The sequence below is a fragment of the Pseudomonadota bacterium genome (assembly GCA_039714795.1).
In the GTDB taxonomy this organism is placed as follows: domain Bacteria; phylum Pseudomonadota; class Alphaproteobacteria; order JAGOMX01; family JAGOMX01; genus JBDLIP01.
Genome location: JBDLIP010000018.1, coordinates 1 through 21,508, shown reverse-complemented (window position 1 = coordinate 21,508; position 21,508 = coordinate 1). Strand labels below are relative to the sequence as shown.

At 44.1% G+C, this 21,508-nt stretch carries 19 protein-coding genes and 3 pseudogenes; 7 read left to right on the top strand and 15 right to left on the bottom strand.

What is annotated here, in order from left to right:
• Window positions 1-161: 161 nt before the first annotated feature.
• The 3 genes from ABFQ95_02595 to ABFQ95_02585 all read right to left on the bottom strand — a co-directional run bounded on the left by ABFQ95_02595 (window position 162) and on the right by ABFQ95_02585 (window position 2,181).
• The gene (locus ABFQ95_02595; protein ID MEN8236427.1) at window positions 162-389 is read right to left on the bottom strand and encodes a hypothetical protein; all 228 of its coding nucleotides are present in this window, start codon (window positions 387-389) and stop codon (window positions 162-164) included.
• Between the two features lie 135 nt (window positions 390-524).
• On the bottom strand, window positions 525-977 hold the full coding sequence (locus tag ABFQ95_02590) for a 23S rRNA (pseudouridine(1915)-N(3))-methyltransferase RlmH (protein MEN8236426.1): 453 nt from the start codon (window positions 975-977) through the stop codon (window positions 525-527).
• 1 nt (window position 978) lies between these two features.
• The gene (locus tag ABFQ95_02585; protein MEN8236425.1) at window positions 979-2,181 is read right to left on the bottom strand and encodes an extracellular solute-binding protein; all 1,203 of its coding nucleotides are present in this window, start codon (window positions 2,179-2,181) and stop codon (window positions 979-981) included.
• Window positions 2,182-2,424: 243 nt separating this feature from the next.
• Between ABFQ95_02585 and ABFQ95_02580 the strand changes: the two genes are divergently transcribed.
• Complete coding sequence (locus ABFQ95_02580) at window positions 2,425-3,246, top strand: outer membrane protein assembly factor BamD (protein MEN8236424.1); 822 nt, start codon at window positions 2,425-2,427, stop codon at window positions 3,244-3,246.
• Between the two features lie 13 nt (window positions 3,247-3,259).
• A complete protein-coding gene (gene ligA / locus ABFQ95_02575; protein ID MEN8236423.1) occupies window positions 3,260-5,371 on the top strand; it encodes an NAD-dependent DNA ligase LigA in 2,112 nt (703 codons plus the stop codon).
• A gap of 144 nt (window positions 5,372-5,515) precedes the next feature.
• Here the strand turns inward: ligA and ABFQ95_02570 are convergent.
• The 3 genes and pseudogenes from ABFQ95_02570 to ABFQ95_02560 all read right to left on the bottom strand — a co-directional run bounded on the left by ABFQ95_02570 (window position 5,516) and on the right by ABFQ95_02560 (window position 7,434).
• Window positions 5,516-6,133, bottom strand: a pseudogene (locus ABFQ95_02570) (Rpn family recombination-promoting nuclease/putative transposase).
• A gap of 49 nt (window positions 6,134-6,182) precedes the next feature.
• On the bottom strand, window positions 6,183-6,608 hold the full coding sequence (locus ABFQ95_02565) for an RDD family protein (protein MEN8236422.1): 426 nt from the start codon (window positions 6,606-6,608) through the stop codon (window positions 6,183-6,185).
• A gap of 319 nt (window positions 6,609-6,927) precedes the next feature.
• On the bottom strand, window positions 6,928-7,434 hold the full coding sequence (locus ABFQ95_02560; GenBank protein ID MEN8236421.1) for a L,D-transpeptidase family protein: 507 nt from the start codon (window positions 7,432-7,434) through the stop codon (window positions 6,928-6,930).
• A gap of 79 nt (window positions 7,435-7,513) precedes the next feature.
• Between ABFQ95_02560 and ABFQ95_02555 the strand changes: the two genes are divergently transcribed.
• From ABFQ95_02555 to ABFQ95_02545, 3 genes are read left to right on the top strand one after another with little or no spacing between them, the layout of a single operon-like run.
• Entirely contained in the window at window positions 7,514-8,626 is a 1,113-nt protein-coding gene (locus tag ABFQ95_02555; GenBank protein ID MEN8236420.1) for a Re/Si-specific NAD(P)(+) transhydrogenase subunit alpha, read from the top strand.
• A 15-nt stretch (window positions 8,627-8,641) separates the two neighbouring features.
• A complete protein-coding gene (locus ABFQ95_02550; protein MEN8236419.1) occupies window positions 8,642-8,989 on the top strand; it encodes an NAD(P) transhydrogenase subunit alpha in 348 nt (115 codons plus the stop codon).
• 2 nt (window positions 8,990-8,991) lie between these two features.
• Entirely contained in the window at window positions 8,992-10,392 is a 1,401-nt protein-coding gene (locus ABFQ95_02545) for an NAD(P)(+) transhydrogenase (Re/Si-specific) subunit beta (GenBank protein MEN8236418.1), read from the top strand.
• A 119-nt stretch (window positions 10,393-10,511) separates the two neighbouring features.
• Here the strand turns inward: ABFQ95_02545 and ABFQ95_02540 are convergent, their stop codons facing one another.
• A complete protein-coding gene (locus tag ABFQ95_02540) occupies window positions 10,512-10,718 on the bottom strand; it encodes a hypothetical protein (GenBank protein MEN8236417.1) in 207 nt (68 codons plus the stop codon).
• A gap of 206 nt (window positions 10,719-10,924) precedes the next feature.
• Between ABFQ95_02540 and ABFQ95_02535 the strand changes: the two genes are divergently transcribed.
• Window positions 10,925-12,313, top strand: coding sequence for a DUF4143 domain-containing protein (locus ABFQ95_02535; protein ID MEN8236416.1), 1,389 nt, complete (start codon window positions 10,925-10,927; stop codon window positions 12,311-12,313).
• 108 nt (window positions 12,314-12,421) lie between these two features.
• Here ABFQ95_02535 and ABFQ95_02530 read toward each other — a convergent pair whose 3' ends face one another.
• From ABFQ95_02530 to ffh, 3 genes and pseudogenes are all read right to left on the bottom strand, one after another.
• Window positions 12,422-13,159, bottom strand: a complete 738-nt coding sequence (locus ABFQ95_02530; GenBank protein MEN8236415.1) for a DUF502 domain-containing protein — start codon at window positions 13,157-13,159, stop codon at window positions 12,422-12,424.
• Between the two features lie 295 nt (window positions 13,160-13,454).
• Window positions 13,455-13,796: pseudogene (gene rpsP, locus ABFQ95_02525) on the bottom strand (30S ribosomal protein S16).
• 38 nt (window positions 13,797-13,834) lie between these two features.
• The gene (gene ffh, locus ABFQ95_02520) at window positions 13,835-15,178 is read right to left on the bottom strand and encodes a signal recognition particle protein (protein MEN8236414.1); all 1,344 of its coding nucleotides are present in this window, start codon (window positions 15,176-15,178) and stop codon (window positions 13,835-13,837) included.
• A 146-nt stretch (window positions 15,179-15,324) separates the two neighbouring features.
• Between ffh and ABFQ95_02515 the strand changes: the two genes are divergently transcribed.
• The gene (locus tag ABFQ95_02515; protein MEN8236413.1) at window positions 15,325-17,145 is read left to right on the top strand and encodes an ABC-F family ATP-binding cassette domain-containing protein; all 1,821 of its coding nucleotides are present in this window, start codon (window positions 15,325-15,327) and stop codon (window positions 17,143-17,145) included.
• Between the two features lie 184 nt (window positions 17,146-17,329).
• Here ABFQ95_02515 and ABFQ95_02510 read toward each other — a convergent pair whose 3' ends face one another.
• The 5 genes and pseudogenes from ABFQ95_02510 to ABFQ95_02490 form a co-directional block, all read right to left on the bottom strand.
• Complete coding sequence (locus ABFQ95_02510) at window positions 17,330-17,476, bottom strand: hypothetical protein (protein MEN8236412.1); 147 nt, start codon at window positions 17,474-17,476, stop codon at window positions 17,330-17,332.
• Between the two features lie 66 nt (window positions 17,477-17,542).
• Window positions 17,543-17,857: pseudogene (locus tag ABFQ95_02505) on the bottom strand (tetratricopeptide repeat protein).
• A gap of 39 nt (window positions 17,858-17,896) precedes the next feature.
• Window positions 17,897-18,046: a hypothetical protein gene (locus ABFQ95_02500; protein ID MEN8236411.1), complete on the bottom strand. Its 150-nt coding sequence runs from the start codon at window positions 18,044-18,046 to the stop codon at window positions 17,897-17,899.
• Between the two features lie 228 nt (window positions 18,047-18,274).
• A complete protein-coding gene (locus tag ABFQ95_02495) occupies window positions 18,275-18,421 on the bottom strand; it encodes a hypothetical protein (GenBank protein MEN8236410.1) in 147 nt (48 codons plus the stop codon).
• A 65-nt stretch (window positions 18,422-18,486) separates the two neighbouring features.
• Window positions 18,487-21,508: tetratricopeptide repeat protein (locus tag ABFQ95_02490; protein ID MEN8236409.1), on the bottom strand; the 3,022-nt coding region annotated here is incomplete at its 5' end.

Sequence of the window (21,508 nt, the reverse complement as noted above, 5' to 3'; positions counted from 1 at the left end):
GTTAGCACAAGACCGGCGCGTTTTTTGTAAGTTGATAATCAAGTCTGGCGCTTTGGCGAAGCTAACTGACCGTAGCCCTTCAACTAAGTTGGCCGTTAGAAAAATAACAGAGAAAAAAAGATTCAGAAAAAAACGCAATGTACACCTCATAAATAGGATAACTAATATTTAAAATCGATGTAACTGTAAGCAATACATTTTTGAAGGTCAAGTTTTTTAGGGTCAGGGCCAGGGCTGTTCAGTGAAGAGCTCCGGAGCCCCCCCACAAGCTTAGACAATAGCAACTCTACATTACATCCTGCTCCAAAAGGCAGCCAAGCGGCAGCATCTTGCAAGCACACGCTTGCACTAGCAAAACGAAACAAGAACGCGTATATTGTCACTACCATTGGTTTGATCCTGGTTAGATCAGCCGGTGGTAGCGGTAGAGGTGTGTTTGCTGCACCCTCTATCGCGTAAAACACAGACTAAGCTAAAATTTTTCGAAAATCAATAGTAAAAAGCAAAAAAAACAAAAAACGTAACTATTCCTTATGATAAGGATGGCCATGTAAAATCTGTTGTGCACGATAGAGTTGCTCTAATAACATGACTCGGACCATTAAATGCGGCCAGGTCATGCATCCAAAGGCAATTTTGTAGCGGGCTTTGTTGAGGATTTCATCACTTAAGCCATAGGCGCCGCCAATAACAATGCAGAGGGAGCTGGTTTGCAAAGATTCAACAAATTTGTCAGCAAATTGTTTGCTGGTGTAACTATCGCCATTTTCATCTAAAGCAATCAGCATTGATTCTGGTGGGATTTTTTGTTGAATTAGGGCTCCCTCTTGCTGCTTGCGCAGGGCAGGGGGGAGCTTTTGTCGGATTTCAACTTCATGAATGGTTAAAGGGCCGCTTAAGCGTTTTGTATACTCTTGCGTCAGCTCACGCCAGGGACCTGGTTTCATCTTGCCAACAGTGATTAGTGTGAGGGGCATATTACTTATATGCTCTCGTGAAATCAAAACCTCTAGTTTTATGATAGCGAGAATCGCGCAGCTTACTTGGGTAAATGAGCACTCCGAGCGTATCAGGAAACAGAGGTTTTGATTTCACTTCAGTATACGCCTTCAGGTTCGCCTTTAGTCGCATCATCATGCGATTGGTTTGTTGCTCTTGAGCGCGTGAAACAAAGGTGCTGACATATAATCTTTTAAGGACTTGTTTGTCAGGCACAATAAGCGGGTCATTCCTCAATTCTTCATTCAAAAAAGGCAGGGAGGCCAGGTTGGCATTGCTATATCCTAGCTCATTAGTAGCTATAGCAATAATGTCAGGACGCATTAGAAAATTGATAAACGTATGGGCATTGTCTAGGTTGGGGGCGTTTTTGGGGATTGCCATAACCTCGATAGAAATTGAGCTGCCTTCTTTGGGAACGGAAAAAGCAATTTGGATTTTTCGCCCCGCAGCGCGGGCATATTGCCTGGCCAGGGCGATGTCTCCCGACCAGCTTTGAATCAGCGCGACCTCGCCGTTAACCAGGTCTTGGTGTCCGCGCAGGCTATCAAAACGCCGGATATAAGGGCGAATTTTTTGCAAAGCCTTAAAGGCTGCTTGCCAATCACTTGCATTTTTGCTTACAGGACTAAGCTTTAGATAGGTCAGAGTAGACGCAAACACCTCGATTGTTTCATCCAAAAGGTATACTCCATGCGGGGCAAATCTCTGCACTACCTTAGGGTCAAATAGCATGGCCCAACTATCAACCGGAGCTTGCGGCATAATTTGCTGGACCTGCTCGATATTGTAGGCAATGCCTGTAATGCCCCAAAAATAGGGCAGGGTAAAATTATGCCCCGGGTCAGCCGATTCGAGAAATTTAAGAATATCCGGATCTAGATATTTTAGATTCGGTAGCTTATTTTTGTCTAGCTTTTGATACAAGCCATTTTTGACCTGACGTTCCATGTAGGGAAAAGCGCTGGGAAAAACCACGTCGTAGCCGGTAGTGCGCGTTAGCAGGTTTGTCTCAAGGGTTTGGTTACTATCGTAGTAGTCAATATGGACCTTGATGCCTGTTTCTTGCTCAAACTTTTGCAATATTTCTTTGGGAATGAATTCATACCAGGCATAAATATTGACCTGTGCAGGGCCAGGTCCAGCTTGCAGGATGCCGAAGAAGCAGCAATAAACACTCAAAGCGAGTAGAAATTTTTTCAGCGTCCAAGCCCTCTAGAATAATGGATATAGGTGGGATTTTACCATGGCCAGAAGTCAGAAGCCAGAAATCAGAGGGCAGAGGGCAGAGGCCAGAATTCTTTAATGGATGTAGGACAGTTAGTTAGAAAATCCGACCTCTGACCTCTGACCTCTGATTTCTGACTTCAGATTTCTCACAATGTTTGCTATACATAAAGCACGTTTGTTAATTGATGGAGTACCATGATTAGAAAATTTTCTTTAACTATTAGCATTTTGTTGGTCATTGTTTTGCTGGTAGGGTGTTCTCAAGACGACGGTTTGCTAGATGATATGCCGGCTGAGCAGCTCTACACCATGGCTATGGCCAAGATGGAGGACCGCAATTACGAGAAGGCCGCCAAGGTATTTGACGAAGTGGACCGGCAGCATCCGTACTCCAAATGGGCCACCAAGGCACAATTAATGATGGGGTATTGCTACTACCAGGTTCAAAAATATGACCGAGCGGTTGCCGCATTTGAAACATTTATTCAGTTGCACCCAGGTCATGCAGATGTGGACTACGCGCTTTACATGCGGGGTGTATGCTATTACGAGCAAATCTTTAATGTTCGTCGTGATCAAAAGATGGCAGTTTATGCCTATGAAGCGTTAGTGGAGGTAGTAAAGCGCTTTCCAAATAGCCGCTACGGGAAAGATGCGCGCTACAAGATTGATTTGGTGCGTGATCACATGGCAGGTAAGGAAATGAGTATTGGCCGCTATTACCTAAAGCGCGATGCTTATCTCTCTGCGATTAATCGATTCCGCACTGTGGTTGAACGCTACGAAACCACCGCACAAGCACCGGAAGCGTTGCACCGGCTGGTTGAAAGTTACCTCTCCCTAGGTCTGACAGACGAAGCGCAAGCCGCGGCGGCTGTGTTGGGGAACAACTACCCCGGTAGTCACTGGTACGCCGATAGTTATTATCTGTTGAAAGGCGTTGATCTGCGTCCTGAAGAGTCAAAAGTTGGAGCTTCTTGGATGAATCGCTTGCTCGGGAAGCGTCTAGAAGGCTAGGGGTCCGTAACTAGTGAATGAGCTCAAGTATCCAGATATCCTAGTTACAGATTTGACCGAAAACCAGGCCGCTGAAGAGCTTGAGATTCTTGCAGCTCTCATTGCCTATCATGATGAGCTGTACTATCTCAAAGACGCTCCTGAAATTAGCGATAGCGATTATGATGCACTGCGCCAGCGCAATCAAGCCATTGAGGCGCGCTTTCCTAACCTGGTTCGCGCTGATAGTCCCAGTAAACGTGTTGGCATTGCCCCTAAAACTGGATTTAGCAAAGTACAGCATGACACGCCAATGTTATCGTTGGACAATGCCTTTGAACCCCAAGATCTTGCAGATTTTATCACCCGGACTCGGCGCTTTTTGGGTCTCGGCGAAGCGACGATTGTGGAAGTGGTGGCAGAGCCTAAAATCGATGGGCTGTCAGCGTCTTTGACCTATCAGAACGGACAACTGGTGCGGGCCGCCACTCGCGGTGACGGCGAGGTGGGGGAGGACATTACGGCTAATGTGCATACCATCACAGATATTCCGACCTCTTTGAAACAAAATCCCACTCCTGAACACATTGAGATTCGCGGTGAGATCTACATGCACGGCGATGATTTCAACCAACTGAATGCAGCGCGAGAAAGGGCAGGGGAGTCATTGCTTGCCAATCCCAGAAATGCCGCAGCCGGTTCGGTGCGGCAATTGGATGTCAGCGTGACGGCGCAAAGGCCGCTGAAGTTTTTCGCCTACGGTTGTGGCGAAATCCCGGCCGATATAGCATTGGTAACCCATGAAGAGCTCATGGCCCAGCTGATAAATTGGGGATTTCCCGTAAACCCAATGATTCAGGTGTGCAAAGATATGCAAGGGATTCAGCAATTTTATGATGAACTGACCATTGCCCGGCCTACCTTGGGCTATGACATCGATGGTACAGTGTATAAGATCAACCGTTTGGATTGGCAGCAGCGGCTTGGACGCGTAGCTCGCTCACCGCGTTGGGCTATTGCTTACAAGTTCCCGCCGGAACAAGGACAAACTGTATTAGAATCAATTCAGATTCAAGTAGGGCGCACCGGAGCCCTAACGCCAGTGGCGCATCTAAAGCCTTTGACAATCGGCGGTGTGGTGGTCTCTAGGGCCACCTTGCACAATCAGGACGAATTGCAACGAAAAGACATTCGCGCTGGTGATACTGTGGTAATTCAACGCGCTGGGGATGTGATTCCCCAAGTGGTTGCAGTGGTCAAAGATCTGCGCCCGGCTGACGCGCAGCCGTATCAATTTCCAGACCACTGTCCGATCTGCGATAGTTTGGCGGTGCGCAAATCTGGGGAAGCGGTCACCCGGTGCACCGGAGGGTTGGTTTGTCCAGCCCAAGCTGCCCTCAGGCTGTATTATTTTGTCTCGAAGCATGCCTTTGATATTGAAGGACTCGGCCTTAAGCATATGGAAATGTTCTACCATGAGGGTTTGCTGCAAACTCCAGTGGACCTATTTCGGTTGCAACAGCGTGATGCTAACAGTGAAAATCCGCTAGCCAAGCGGGAAGGGTGGGGCGATAAGTCAGCACAAAATCTATTCCAGGCCATTGAAGCACGCCGCAGCATCTCCCTGGATCGCTTTATCTATGCCTTAGGTATCTCTCAGGTCGGGCAAACCATTGCCAAATTACTTGCTTATACCTATGGTTCGTTTGCAAAGTGGCGCAGTGCGTTAGAGCAAGCCGCACTTGATGCCGAGAGTGAGGCTTACCTTGAGTTGGTGGCCATTGAAGGAATTGGTGCAAGCATTGCCGGGGATTTGCTGGATTTCATTCGTGAACCGCACAATCAACAGGTGTTGGATCAACTCGCGCAAGAACTTGAGATCCAAGATCTAGCACGTCCTGAAATTACCGATTCACCGATCATGGGAAAGACTGTAGTGTTTACCGGAAAACTGACGGCATTCAGCAGGGCTGAGGCAAAATCACGAGCTGAAAACTTAGGCGCAAAAGTTGCCAGTGCTGTTTCTCCTAAAACAGATTATCTGGTGGTGGGAGAAAAACCGGGCTCAAAGGCGAAAAAGGCGCAGGAGCTGGGGATTCCGGTATTGAGCGAGCAGGAGTGGTTGAAGGTGATCAGTGATCAGTAATCAGAGGATATACCGCGGGCCGCAAAATAATTGGATGCCGGATAGCTCGGTTTTGCTCAATAATTGGGGCGTTATCTGCGAAAAGGTATCTTTGGGTTAGTCAAAAATTTGCCACTTACCGGTTCAGGCACAGCCCGTCAAGTTTTAGTTAAACTCTTGATTGCGCAGCGCTACAACATCGTCTAAAGGGATGTTGGTAGCTTCTGACACCTGTTTTGCAGCGAGACCAAGCTTGAGAAAGTTAAGAGCTGTTTGTTTTAACGTTCTTTCCTCTCTTGCTTGACTGTTCTTCTTTTCCCGCTCAATTCCTCTCTCGATTCCCCTCTCGATTCCCCTCTCGATTCCTCTGTTAATAAGATGCTCTTCCGCTGTCATGATGTCTTCTCCTTTTTCAGCTAAACCTCTTTTGAAGGTTTGTAACAAATAATCCGGTGTTTCAATATAGCCTGCCTTCATCAAATAATTGAAGGTCTGGGTGATATACTTTATCTCGCCTGCATCTCTTAGCTCCGTGATGCACTCTATCACATCACCTTTTTCAAGTAAATGATCGATTCGTCGTGCGTGTTTCATAGACAAACCAGCCAATGTGAACCAATTGTACATCCGCATTTGTTCATCTGTGATTTGGGTAATATCGATTAAAGTATAGGGTTTGCTATAAACTTTTTGTGCTAAGAGTTTATTTTTGCCAAACAAGTCATAAACGTTCATCGAATGCTTAAATTGTTTTTTTCCTGTGTAAAATATCATTGGAATAACAACAGGGAGGGTTACATTAAACTAGAGGTTTTGATTTCACGAGAGTATATCATTCACCCTCATAAATCACATATGTACTGGCCAGGTAATCATGTAATCCCTGCTTTCTTTTGGTAAAAGCAATTAGAAAAAAACCTGCAAAAAGAATAAAAGCTGAAATATAATGGGCAAAGTGGCGGCCGGTGGCCCGCGCCAAAGAAAGACGTTTGTATTCAAGATCTACCACCTTAATTCCCACCATGCGCATACCAAGGGTGGCTTGGTAGGGTGAAGCGTATTGTAAAGAAAAATAGAGCCAACTGATCAGCATGGCCAAAGCTTGACTGGGAATTTGGTGGGGAAAGATTTCCGGAGCGACCTCTCCTTGCATTTTAAAAATCATCACCATAACAAACAATAAAACAAATGCATCAATAAAGTATGCAATTAATCTAATCCAAAACCCAGCGTAAAATACCTGTATGCTTTTTGTCATAATATCAATAAAACGTATTGTATGTTAGTACATCAATCAGAGACGTATCTAATCCGTCCAAGAATGAAACCACAAATGCTCCCACCGCAGCCACTAATAAGACTACAAAGAGTCCAGAAAATAGACTGAGCAACCCGCTCCACGGACCGGATTCATCTTTATTCCTTTTATACATAATAAAGTACTCCAAAATAAATAACAATTCACAAATACTACCTCCATACATGAATTGTACAATACAAATATTGACAAATTGTAAAAATTAAACTTCTATACACCAATGTTATACCTAGCGCGGGCATAAATTGAAAAGCGCAATTTATGCCCGGGGTGGGTATATTATTAACTTGCTCGTTGCTTGAGTACTCTTAAGAACCTCAAGTAGGTCATCTTTGATCAAAGCAATACATCCTGCTGTGGGCGGGTATCCTTCCCGTGCCAAATGGATAAAGATAGCGCTACCTTTGCCTGACTTACAGGGATCATCGTTATAACCCACCACGACAATGACGTCATATACATGATCATTACACCAGAGTTTTTCATGGGATAAGGCATAAGGGGTAGTCACCAATTGATTATAACGTTGAGTGTCTTTGGGATCATCGCACCATCCATCTGATGGAATCAGGGAGCGTACAGGAAGATCTGTCACAGGTTGCTCAAGCCGATCGGAGCGAAAGAGTAATTGCCTTAAGGGATAACACCCGATTGGAGTCGCCCCATCCCCTTCGGTTTTATTGGCGGTGAGTCCGCTTCGGCCGATAGCGCAACGAAATTTCCTATCTCCCTGTGTAAGTATCTCTTCTGAAACAACTAAATCCATTGCGTTAATCAAATCTTTGCTAAACGTGCTTTAAGCTAACTTACGAAGAATACAGAAAAAAGCCAATAGGAAACCCAAGATGCAACTGACCGTTGTCAAAGAATGTCGCAAGGGAGAGCACCGTGTTGCTGCATCTCCCGATTCTGTGAAAAAACTGCTGCAAATGGGATTTAATGTCACAATCGAAACTGGCGCAGGTACAGCTGCCAATATTCCCGATAAGTTGTTTAAAGAGGCAGGAGCTGATATTGCCAAAAGTGGTAAGGCAGCTCTGGAAAATGCTGATGTTTACCTGACACTCAATCCCCCCAGCAAAGAACAGCTTAAGGCTTTGAAAAAAGGAGCTGTGCTGATTGGTATGCTTGAAGCCCGCAGCCCAAAAAATGATCTGGCTACCTATGCCAAGTTGGGGATCAACGCGCTTTCACTCGATCTAATGCCGCGCATTACCCGGGCCCAAAGCATGGATGTGCTGTCATCACAAAGCAATTTGGCTGGATACCGCAGCGTCATCGAGGCAGCCGGAGTGTACGGGGGTTCCTTTGCCATGATGATGACCGCAGCTGGAACTGTTGCACCTGCCAAAATTTTGATCCTTGGCGCCGGTGTTGCAGGACTTCAGGCAATTGCCACTGCCAAACGATTGGGTGCCATTGTCTCCGCCTTTGATGTACGCCCAACCGTCAAAGAACAAGTGGAAAGCCTAGGGGCTACTTTTATGGAAGTTGAAGGCGCAACAGAATCAGAAACATCTGGGGGGTATGCCAAGGAAACCTCAAAGGATTATCAAAAGCGCCAAGCAGCAAGAATTCACGAAGTTCTAAAAACTCAAGATATTGCTATTACCACAGCGCTAATTCCCGGCAAACCTGCGCCTATTTTAATTACTGACGCAATGATCAAGGATATGAAACCGGGTGCTGTCATTGTCGATATGGCTGCAAGTATGGGCGGTAATGTAGCTCTAAGTAAGGCGGATGAAACAGTCGAAGTGCATAACATTACTATCATCGCCCCCACCGATTTGGCGAGCCATATTGCAAGTGATGCGAGCTCTTTGTATGCACGCAATCTGCTGAATTTTGTAAAAATTCTTGTTGATGAGCCCTCTGGGGCTGTAAATCTGGAAAAGGATGATGAGATTACCCAATCCACGCTTGCCGTTTACCAAGGCAAAATCACTCTTAAATAGCAGAGGTTAAAACTTATGGAAACAACTCAATTAACGGCAATTTTTCAAGAAAACATTGGTGATGTGGCCCTGCACCTATCTCCCTTCATGATAGGTCTTACTGTCTTCGTGCTAGCCATTTTTATTGGCTATTATGTCGTCTGGCACGTTACCCCCGCCCTGCATTCACCCTTAATGGCAGTTACCAACGCAATCTCCAGTGTGATTGTTGTAGGCGCTCTCATTGCAGCTGGACTTCCAGAAATGAGTTGGGCAAAAATGTTGGGTTTTTTTGCGGTCATCTTGGCAGCAGTTAACATCTTTGGTGGATTTTTGGTCACTGAGCGCATGTTGCGAATGTTTCAAAGAAAAAAGGATAAGTAGCTATGGGTCCCGATATTGCAGCATTTCTTTACTTGATTGCCGGAGTTTGTTTTATTCTGGCACTCAAGGGACTTGCGTCAGCTAAAACCGCACGCAATGGTAATCTATTTGGTATGGTTGGAATGGCCATAGCCACGGGTACAACGATGCAATTGCCAGCAGTGGCGGAATACAGTTGGATTGTGTTGGGCCTCGTAGTTGGCGGAGTCACCGGAATCATCATTGCCAAAAGAATCGAAATGACAGCTCTGCCACAACTGGTTGCTGCTTTTCACAGCCTTGTGGGGCTGGCTGCGGTCTTTGTTGCTGCCGCTGCCCTGCTGCAACCCGAGGCCTTTGGCATTACCAGCAATGGGGCTGTTAAAACCAGTAGCCTCATTGAAATGGCTTTGGGGACTGCTATTGGCGCTATTACCTTTACCGGGTCGGTTATTGCTTTTGCCAAACTACACGGGTTAATGACAGGAAAACCGTTGATATTTCCCATGCAGCATTTGCTCAATGCAGCAATTGGTGTTGTGATTGTTTTAGTGACCTTGTTGTTTGTGACTACTGAATCACATCTGGCGTTTTGGATATTGGTCTTGCTGTCTTTTGCTATTGGCTTTTTGCTGATTCTTCCAATCGGTGGCGCTGACATGCCAGTCGTTATATCAATGCTCAACTCTTATTCGGGCTGGGCTGCAGCTGGTATTGGCTTTACCCTTGAAAACAACATGTTGATTGTAACCGGAGCTCTCGTGGGGTCATCTGGTGCCATCTTGAGCTATATCATGTGTAAGGCGATGAATCGCTCCATCATTCATGTACTACTGGGAGGATTTGGAGGTGAGGCAGCCATTGCCGGTGGTGCCACTGGAGTTTCAAAAGAGGCCAAACCAGTCACTGCTGGTAGCGCTGAGGACGCTGCTTTTATCTTGCAAAATTGTGAGTCCCTCATTATTGTTCCCGGCTATGGAATGGCTGTTGCCCAAGCTCAACATGCCTTAAGAGAGATGTCTGACCTTTTGAAAGAAGCCGGCATTAAAGTCCGTTACGCCATCCATCCAGTGGCTGGCCGCATGCCTGGGCATATGAATGTGCTGTTGGCAGAAGCCAATGTGCCTTATGACGAAGTGTTTGAATTGGATGAGATCAATCGTGATTTCCAAACTACTGATGTGGCCCTTGTCATTGGTGCCAATGACATCACCAATCCGCTGGCAAAAATTGACCCCACCAGCTCCATCTATGGCATGCCCGTGTTTGATATCGACAAAGCCAAAACGGTCCTCTTTGTCAAAAGATCACTATCTCCAGGCTACGCCGGAGTTGATAACGAATTGTTCTACCGAGATAATACATTGATGTTATTTGGTGACGCCAAGAAGATGTGTGAAGATATTTTAAAATCTATGGACTAATCAGAGGTCAGAGGTCAGAGGTCAGATATCAGAGGTCAGATGCCAGAGGTCAGATATCAGAGGTCAGATATCAGAGGTCAGATATCAGAGGTCAGATATCAGAGGTCAGATATCAGAGGTCAGATGCCAGAGGTCAGATGCCAGAAATCGGTCTGATTTCTCTTAACTAACTTAAGTGTAGGAGCAGGTTTCATGCCGATTTTAATCCCAGTTAGTTCAGGATATATGTGTTGCGTTTCAGCGCAGCACTGCCTTGCTGACATCTGATTTCTGACCTCTGACCTCTGACCTCTCTTAACTAACTTAAGTGTAGGAGCAGGTTTCATGCCGATTTTAATCCCAGTTAGTTCAGGATATATGTGTTGCGTTTCAGCGCAGCACTGCCTTGCTGACATCTGATTTCTGACCTCTGACCTCTGACCTCTGACCTCTGACTTCTGATCAACTTACCCTTAAAAAAAGACTTTTATCTATAAAATAAGTGGTTATAATATCCACAACAGTCGAAAATAACCGGTATTTTTGGGACGAGATGATGCAAATACACCGTTTTGAAGTGGATTTATTATTAAAGTGGTTGAACAAACAAGGCAGAAAACCCCTTATTATAAGGGGTGCAAGGCAAGTCGGAAAATCAAGCATTGTCCGACGCATCGCCAATTTAAGCCAACGTACCTGTTTTGAGTTAAATTTTGAACGTTATCCAGAGCATGCTGATTTTTTTAAAAGCAAAGATCCAAGTACAATATTAGATTATTTAGGAACTTATTTTAAACAACCCATCAACCCTCAATCTTCGATCCTATTTCTGGATGAAATCCAGGCCACCCCCAAGGTGATTGAAATCTTGAGGTATTTTTATGAAGAATGTCCTGAGTTACCCGTAATCGCTGCAGGATCATTACTGGAGTTTGTGCTTGTAGAGCCTGAATTTTCAGTTCCTGTCGGCCGGGTTGAATACTTTCACTTAGGCCCAATAAATTTTGAAGACTTTTTGTTGGCCCAGGGCGAAGAAGCTTTATTACAATGGATTCGATCGGTTTCTCTTCAGGACACAATTCCTATTACGATTCATAAGCGTTGCTTAGAGCTGGTTAAACAATTCTGGTTAATCGGCGGAATGCCAGAAGTGGTGTCCCACTATGCTGAACATCATGATTTTCAAGAGATCGATAATATAAAGCAAAATATTTTGCAAAGTTACCAAGAAGATTTTCACAAATATGGACGCATAAAACAAATCCCCCTGCTAAGACGCGTCTTTAAAACCATTCCCAATTTAATAGGGCAAAAGATAAAATATGTTAAATTGGACTCTGACAGTAAATCAGTTCAAGTTAAGGAATCCTTAGATTATTTAAATCTAGCTAAAGTAATACACCTTGTCTACCATAGTCATGCAAGCGGTATTCCTTTGAGGGCACAAATAAATCCTAAAATTTTTAAAGCTATTTTTCTCGATATTGGGCTGTTATGCTCTACGTTGGGTTTGAGCCAATTATCTGTTATTCACACACCTAACTGGTCCTGGATTAATCGTGGCAGTCTCGCTGAGCAGTTTATTGGACAAACTTTGTTTCAATTAAATCCATCCTATCAAATGCCAGAACTATATTACTGGATGCGGGAAAAAGCTCAATCTTCTGCGGAGGTAGACTATGTCTGGCAATATGAAAATCAGATTATTCCTATAGAGGTTAAAGCAGGCAAAACTGGACACTTAAAGTCTTTGCATTATTTTATTCAGGAAAAACGTTGGCCCTATGGGGTTCGTTTCAATACAGATAGGCCCAGCCTACTCATTGAAAAGGCAAAATTACCCGATCATGAACCGTTTTCATATAAGTTGCTCTCACTGCCGTTCTATTTAGCGGGACAGCTTAATCGATTTATTATTATGACTTCTGACAAAAATACTTGATCCTAAAACGGGATCGTGCCAGGTGCCAGTTTTAGTAGATGAGAGGTAACCATTCAACTCACACGGCCGTCATATATGACGGTCGATGTGGACTGAATAGTTACCTTCTTACTTCTTTTTTCTGACCTCTGACCTCTGACCTCTGATTTCTGACCTCTGATTTCTGACCTCTGATTTCTGGCCTCTGACCTCTGACCTCTGATTTCTGGCCTCTGTTTTCTGGCCTCTGTTTTCTGAATTCTGAATAACTCCCCCCATTAAACTCCAACGCAGAGCTTCTTTGGCCGTCATATCAACCGGTTGCACGCTGGATCGGGGGACATACACGGTATAACCTCCAATTTGAAAACTCATAGGCAGATAAACACCAATGGTATCTTCACTCTGTAACCCTTTGGGGGCTTTAGAAAGATTCTCACAGGTGACCAGTCCTAATAAACGCATTGGTGGGTTTTCTATGGTTACCATCACCACCTTTCCGCCAACTGCTTGCTGTTGGCCGGCAAGGTACCTAAAAGCCTGACGGATCGACGTGTAGACTTCTTGAATTAAAGGGATGCGCTCTAAGAGCGCTTCACCCCAGCTCCAGATCCATCGCACCAACCACAACTGCAACAAAAGGCCTGCAAGAAAGATAAAGCCAATGCCAAGCAAAAGCGACAATCCAGGAAAGGACCATGCTTCCGGTAAAAGAGCACCAAGGAAAAAACTGAACATGCCCTCAAGAGCTTGTACCAGCCAAATCAATAAATAAAGAGTCAATGCGACCGGTAAAACAGTCAACAAGCCCTTAAAAAAAATATTCCAGATACTTGTGGCTGTACTTGGTTTTTGCGGTGCGTTCATGATGCTTGATCATCTCTCTTTGCTATCAACCCTTTTTTGAGCTCTTTTCTCTAGGTTTCTCCTCTTTAGGCTTCTCTTCTTCCACCTTTTCTTTCTTGTTTGCTTTTTTGGCAGGCTTTTCTTCTGCTACCTTGGTTTCAGGCTGCGCTGTTTCCTGTGGCGCTTCAGCTTTAGCCTCAACAGTTGCTTTCTTTGCTTCTGCCTTGGCGGCTTCTGCTGCCTTTTTAGCTTCTGCTGCTGCGGCCTTTCTAGCTTCGGTTTCCGCTTTTTTAGCCTCTGCGGCGGCTACCTTAGCAGCTTCAGCTTTCTCTGCGCGTTCCTTTGCGCGTTCTTGTGCTTTTTCTTTCGGCTTAGATCTTTGTGGCGTTTCATGGATCGCTGGCATTTCAATGAGCTTAGCCTGGCCTAAGAAACGTGCCACACGATCGGTGGGTTGCGCTCCTACGGACAACCAGTATTTGACGCGATCTTCCAGTAACTTCAATCGATCTTTATGATCTTTGGGGACCATTGGATTATAGGTCCCAACCTTTTCAATAAATCGTCCATCACGGGGGCTGCTAGACTCAGCCACAACCACACGATAAAACGGACGTTTTTTGGCCCCTGCGCGGGCAAGACGTATTTTTACAGCCATAGTTTAATTCCTTTCTTTCATAAAACTGATCTTTTTCATTAAAATAATCCTTTCAAATTTTGGCGACTAAGCCCCTTTTTATCGAGTTTCCCCATTTTTTTCACCATCTTACTCATCTGCATAAACTGCTTCATCAAACGATTCACCTCTTGTACCGAGGTACCTGATCCTGCTGCCACACGCTTGCGCCTTGAGGCATTCAGCAACTTATAGTGACGGCGCTCTTGCTTAGTCATCGATGAAATGATGGCCTGTTGCCGTTTCAGCATTGAGTCATCCACACTACCGGCAGCTATCTTGTCCTTCATCTGCCCTATGCCTGGCATCATTGCCATGATTCCACTCAGGCCACCAATTTTCTCCATTTGTCGCAACTGGGCTGCCAGATCATCCAGATCAAACGTCCCTCTTTCCATCTTTTTGGCTAGCTTTTCTGCTTCTTCTTGATCAATAGCTTCTGTTGCCTTTTCAACCAAAGTGACCACGTCACCCATATCCAAGATGCGCCCAGCAACTCTTTCGGGATGAAACTCTTCAAATTTGTCAACTTGTTCGCCGGATCCTAAAAACTTAATCGGACAACCGGTTACTGATTTCATCGATAAAGCAGCACCACCACGAGCATCACCGTCAATCCGCGTTAGGACGATACCTGTGACCCCGATGCGTTCATGGAATGTCTGCGCAACATTAACCGCGTCTTGTCCAGACATCGCATCGGCCACCAACAAAGTCTCTGTAGGCGATGTAGCTGCCTTGATTGATTCAAGTTCTTGCATCAACTCATCATCGATATGCAAACGGCCAGCAGTATCCAAAATTAAAACGTCATAAGCTTCGAGTTTGGCTTTTTGCAAAGCTCTTTTGGCAATCTCCACAGGCTTTTGCTCAGGGATAATCTCCAGAGTTTCCGTGCCAATGGATTCTGCCAATACCTCAAGCTGCTTTTGCGCTGCGGGCCGATAAATATCTAAAGAGGCCAGCAAAGGCTTTTTGCGTAATTTCTTTTGAATGAACTGAGCGAGTTTGGCAGCAGACGTGGTTTTACCCGATCCTTGCAACCCAAGCATTAAAACCACTACCGGTGGCACTGCCGTCAAATTTAAACTTTGCGCTTCATGCCCTAAAAGATGTGTCAGTTCATCATTGACGATCTTTACCACTTGCTGTGCTGGAGTCACACTTTTCAGGACTGCCTGGCCAACTGCTTTTTCGCTCACAGTTTTGACAAAATCTTTGACTACTGGCAAGGCCACATCAGCTTCAAGCAACGCAATGCGCACCTCACGCATGGCAGCCTTTACATCTGCCTCACTTAAGGCGCCTCGTCCTCGCAGCTTACCAAAAACCGTTCCCAGTCGGTCGGTCAGATTTTGAAACATATCCGTCTTATATCCTTTAGAAACACAAAAAGCGCCAGTGAGCGAACCCTCGCCGACTGACGTAACGTGTATAGAGGTATCTATAGCTTGATAAGGACAAAAGGTCAAGAGTTGAATTCCTGTGGGTATATGCTTACTCTAAACCCATGAAAAAAATGACACCGCTTTTACAGCTAAAGGACATCAAATTTACGATTGGCTCAACGGTACTGTTCCGACAGGTTGATCTTGCCATTGAAGCGCGAGCGCGCATCTGTTTGGTTGGCAGAAATGGCGGCGGAAAATCAACCTTGATGCGGTTGATTGTTGGTTTGCAAGAAGCCGATGCGGGCGAGATTTTTGTGCAACCTGGAACACGGATAACCTATATGCCGCAGGATCCAAAATTTCCAGAAAAGACAACTGCACTTGAGTACGTCTCCAATCAAGAGCATGTCAGTCAGCATCAAGCCAAAGCATTGTTGGATACCCTTGGCATCGAATACATCAAACCACTGGATAATTTATCCGGAGGTGAAGCCAGACGCGTTTCACTGGCACGTGCGCTGGTACATGAGCCAGACATCTTATTGCTGGATGAGCCCACCAACCATCTGGACGTGACCACCATTGAGTGGCTTGAACAAAGAATCAAATCGTTCCCTGGTAGTGTCGTGATCATTAGTCATGATCGAACTTTCTTGAAAAATACCACCAACACCACCTTATGGCTGGATGCTGGCATCGTGCGCCGCCTTAATAAAGGTTATGAACATTTTGAAGAGTGGGCCGATAAGTTAGTGGAGCAGGAAACCAAAACGAAAATCAAGCTGGATAAACTTATTGAGGCCGAAACAGAGTGGTCACATGGTGGTATTAGTGCCCGGCGCAAGCGCAACCAGGGCCGATTGGCACGCCTTCGAGGCCTCCGTGATACCCGGGCACAACAAATCAAGGCGCTGCAACTTGGCCGCTTAGAAGCCTCTGCATCTGAGATGTCCAGCAAAGCGATTATTGAAGCACGCCATATCTGCAAATCATATGCTGGTCGCCCTCTTATTCAAGATTTTAGTACCAGAATTGTGCGCGGTAATCGTATTGGTATTATCGGTCCAAATGGATCTGGAAAAACAACGCTGTTAAAAATGCTCATTGGTGAACTCAAACCAGATAGCGGATCAGTCAAGATCTCCAAACGGCTTATGCCGGTTTACCTAGATCAAAATCGCACGAGATTGAATCCCAACAAGACCATTCATGAAACCCTGTGTCCGCATGGCGGTGACTTTGTCACCGTCAAAGGTAGGCCTAAACACGTCATGTCTTATATAAAGGAGTTTTTGTTTCACCCGGATCAGTTGCATGGGCCGGTAAGGGTGCTCTCGGGAGGGGAAAAGAACAGATTATTGCTAGCGCTTTCACTGGCGCAAGACTCGAACTTGTTGATTCTGGATGAGCCAACCAATGATCTGGACATGGACACCCTCGATCGCCTGCAAGATATGCTAGCAGATTATACCGGCACGCTGCTTTTGGTTAGCCACGACCGTTCTTTTTTGGACAACGTTGTCACCTCAACCATCGTCCTAGAAGGAGATGGAACCGCAATTGAATATGCCGGCGGTTATGAGGATTATCTTTTTCAAAAACGCGGTAAACCAACTAAAAAACAAAAACCGCAAACTACCGCAAAAGTAAAAAAAGCGGCCGATAAACCAGAAAAGACAAAAACCAAACGCCTCAGCTTTAATGAGCAATACGCCCTCACTCAACTGCCAAGGCAAATTCAAGAATTAGACAAGACTATTCTCTCAATTGAAACCGCACTGAGCGATCCTGTGCTTTATACCCAAGATCCCAATCAAGCATGCAGGCTAGCAGACGAACTACACACCGCCAAGACTAAAAAAGATGAGCTTGAACAGCAGTGGCTAGAGCTCGAACTACTGCGCGAAGAAATTGAGGGAAAAAAGCAGTCAGAAGAATGAACTGGTGCCGGTTCCCAATTTATACCCGGCACATTTTCAGGTCCGAGACCACGAACTTTGTGCTCACTTTGTGAAAAAAGTCAGACCACTGCCGAGGGCTAACCAATGGCATCTAATCACCGAATGCCAAACTCAATTCCCTGCAAAAACGACTGGCCTTTCGAAACGATAAAGATCCTTGACATTAATGAGCATTGTCAACAGGGGTCAAAAGATTTTTTCCCAGTTCCATCTGTCCAGAGAGATCTTTTGTATGTGCCAAACACCCATCGCCTGCAAAGCAAAACACTTGTACCACTAAAACTGCCGATAAAAAGTAAAGTCTTTTCATTGTTTACTTCCTCCATAAGTTGGGAGAACAACCTCCCCCATTCCCGGGCATTCTAATCTTTGCCACCTAGAAAGGCAAGAGGATATAATAGCCGGGGTTGGGAGATTTTTCTAACTTATTGAGATTTGAGTTATCTTTTTTGTTCTCGAGCTCTGATACGATCTTGTTAATATTTGGATGGTGAGGAGGGTAAAAATCCTTGAAAACTTTTAAGGATTTTTCTAATAAATTTTTTTTCTCTGAATTTTCTAAAGTTAATGCCAGATCGGCCATGGCCATGGCCGTCGTGGGATTATTCTTACCATAGGTCCGCTGAATTGTTTTAAGAGATTGTGTCAAAAGTTTTCTTGCGTTTTTTACATCTCCGAGCAAACGATGGACATTTCCTAAATTTGCAGGAACGAGAAAAAAACAATACCTTCAGCTTGAATTACTAGCAAGAGTCAAAAGGGTCTTCCCGGGTTCTGATTGCTCAGAAAAATCTTGTGTGTGAGTAGCAGAACAATCATCTCCTACAGAGCAAAACACCTGCACTACCAAAACTACTGACAAAAGGCAAAGTTTTCTCATCTTCTATCTCCTTCACAAATTGAGGACACAACACTCCCCACTCCCGGGCATTTTAATCTTTGCCACCTAGAAAGGCAAGAGGATATAATAGCCAGGATTGATAGATTTTCCTAACGTACTGACATTAGCGTGAGATATGTTTCCTTTTTCAAGTTCTGATGCGACATTCTTGATGCCAACCTCCCTGCAAAAATGACTGGCCTTTCGAAACGATAAAGATCCTTGACATTAATGAGCATTTTCAACAGGGGTCAAAAGATTTTTTCCCAGTTCCATCTGTCCAGAGAGATCTTTTGTATGTGCCAAACACCCATCGCCTGCAAAGCAAAACACTTGTACCACTAAAACTGCCGATAAAAAGTAAAGTCTTTTCATTTCCTATCTCCTCCATAAATTGAGAGCACAACACTCCCACTCCCTGGGAGGATAAACCTTCTCTCCTAGAAAGGCAAGAGGATGTAATAACCAGGATTGAAAGATTTTCCTAAATCACTGGCATTAGCGGGAGATATCTTTTCTTTTTTAAGTTCTGATGCGACCTTCCTGATGTTTGGATGGTCAGGAGGATAAAAGTTTTTGAAAACTATCAAAGCTTTTTCTAGCAATTCTTTTTTCTCTGTATTTTCTAGAGTTAATGCCAGATTAGCTATGGCCATTGCGGTTGTGGGATGATCGTTACCATAGGAATGTTGGATTGTTTGGGATGATTGTTTCAAAAGCTTTCTCGCATTCTGGACATCCCCAAGCAAACGATAGGCATTACCTAAATTTACAGAGACAATCGCAGTAAACAAGTGATCGTCTCCGTACTTCCTTTTAAGACTTTCAACGGCATTCCTTAACATTTTTTTACTTTGCAAATAATTACCTAAAACGGAATGAACAATTCCCATACGAGAAAATAAAACAGACGTCCAAACATTCGTTGTATTTTTATCTTTTTTGGCAAATCGGAGTGCTTCATCTAAAAGGTGTTTGCTTTCAGAGTTCTTGTGCATTGCAGCACAGGGTAAGGCTAAATTCACCATTGAAAGCACTGTCCAAATGTGACTTCCCCCATACAATTTTTTTCGTATATCTAGAGCATTTCGAAAAAGGGTCTCGGTTTTTTGAAGGTCATTCAAATCATAATGGATAAATCCGAGGAGGGTTTGGTTATACGCCAGATTATAAATTGATGTGGGATTTTCGGAGTGTATTTGCAACGTACGTTCTAGGGTTTTTCTCCCTTTTGCCCTGTCACCTAACACATAATTCCACCAACCTAGCTTATATAGCACCTGAGCAGTCTCAACATGGTTATCGCCATAATGTGCCTGGTACAGTGCCAATACCTGCGGCAGTAAGGTTTTTACCGTACGAAACTCTCCTATCATCACGTGTGCTAGGGCATACTGAAGAAATGCATGTGCTGTTTTCGGATGCTCTTTTCCATAGGCTTTTTTACTAATTGATACAACTTTTTTTAAAATTTCTCGTTGTTTGAAACTTTCTCCCAGGTCATGATACACGGAACTTAATAAATTTAAAATTTGCAAATTATTGGGATGATGTTGACCATACAAAGACTCATTGATTTTTAGCGCCTCTTCTAAAATATGTTCTATTTTGTGGGGTTCATTTAAAATACGATAGGTAAGAGTATAGAAAGAAAATTGAGCTTCATCCGAAGCCAGGGAGCTAATTTCTTTCAAAAACACATCTAATTGAGCAATTGTCTTATTGATTAGTCGATGCTCTTTAGTCGAAATTTTAGCGTTTTCAATTTTCTTAGGATATATTTTCTCAATCGCAATTTTCATCCGTTTCAGATATCTCAGTTTCTGTTCTTGGTCTAATTTATCCCTGAGCCAGCCAGAGACCAAGCGATGAATCGATATGTCGTCGCCTGATATTTTTATCAATGAGTATTGCCGCAAAATACTGAGCAATCTATTCAGTTCCCACTCTGATTTATTGTCATTTTTCTCAGATAAGTAATATACCAAAAGGGATTTGGGGATGTTGGCTGGATAACAGAAAGAAATAAAATTAAGCAAATCAAGGGCCTTTTCGCCATCTTTTGTTTTTTTGATAGCGTTTAAACTAAGGTCCCATGTCGCATAAATGGGATCATGCTTAACATCCGAAGGTGTACTGCTATCGGATAACAACAAATTTTTTCTCTCGGTTCCATACAATTTCAAATAGTTTGCAATTGAAATGGTATTTTCTGTTATGTACCCTGCGGCCTGGGATATCGCTAAAGGGGTATAATGCAGTTTATTTAAGAGTTTGGCAGCATTTTGTTGATAGTCCGGCTCTTGCTGAAAACTCACAGGAAGTTGCGCTTCGAGCAAGGCAAAAGATTCTTTTTTTGTCATCACATCGACTTCAATGGCATTTTTTACCCTATGGTTGCTTGAGGTCACAATGACGTCGGCATTATTGGGCAGGTAGTTGTATAACATAGCTGAACTAGGAGCATTATCATAAACCAGTAAAGCTCTTCCTCTATTTTCAATCCAAGTTTTCACTTCTCGAATCTTTTGTGCGTCAGACATATTATCGGAAAACAGATTGAATTTACTACCTATTTCAAAATAATTACCCTTTAATAATGACTCTGTTTCTGCATTGATCCAGGCTCTAAATTTATAGGGTTGTCTGGGATGATGAATGGCATGCACCGCTAAAAAAGTCTTACCGATGCCTCTTAAGCCAACTAACCCCACCACCTTTGTTGATTGTTTTGTTTTATTCTTTGCATCGAATTGATTCCATATAGAGTCCAACAGTGCAGTCCGCTCAATATAAGGATCTGGTAGTAAAGGAAGGTTCCATTTGATCATTCGGTTGTCTTGCTCTTTTGCAGATAATGACGCCGTAGCGTGCACAGAAGAGGCATTGCTGCTGTCACTTGTAATTAAATTTTTTAGCTTTAGACCCAAGAATCCTACACAGCTTACTCCAATAAAAGCCACAATGATTGCAATAAATTTCAAATAAAAATCTCTGTTGAGCTCTAGCCTTGCTGCTTGTCTTGGCGTCTCTGGCTCCGGCATTTTAGCTATGGTTTGTGTTTTAAATTCATCAAAAGATTCACTGATTTTTGCTTTTGGCAATAGCGTAGCTAAAAGATTCAAGACAAACAGGTAGTAGTTATCAAAATCTCCCAGGGCAAAGCAGCCTAAGCACGAGTCAGATTTTTGCACGTCTTTGAAAGAGGTTGCTTGATCAAGCGAGAGAAAAATTGTTTGCATTCCCTCCTTTTGATGCTCTGGATTGTTAAGTTCTGACGTATCAGAACCAATGATGACAACATAAAAATCTGGGAAGGTACTTGGTGAGATTTCTATCAGTTGGATCCCTGATAGTTCAAGGTGCCTTTTCAAACGTTTTATGTTCTCTGAACTAGATTTCACCTTTGTAGAATCGTAATGAATGTGACAGGTAAGTTTTTTCTCGTTCTTCAGGCTAGCG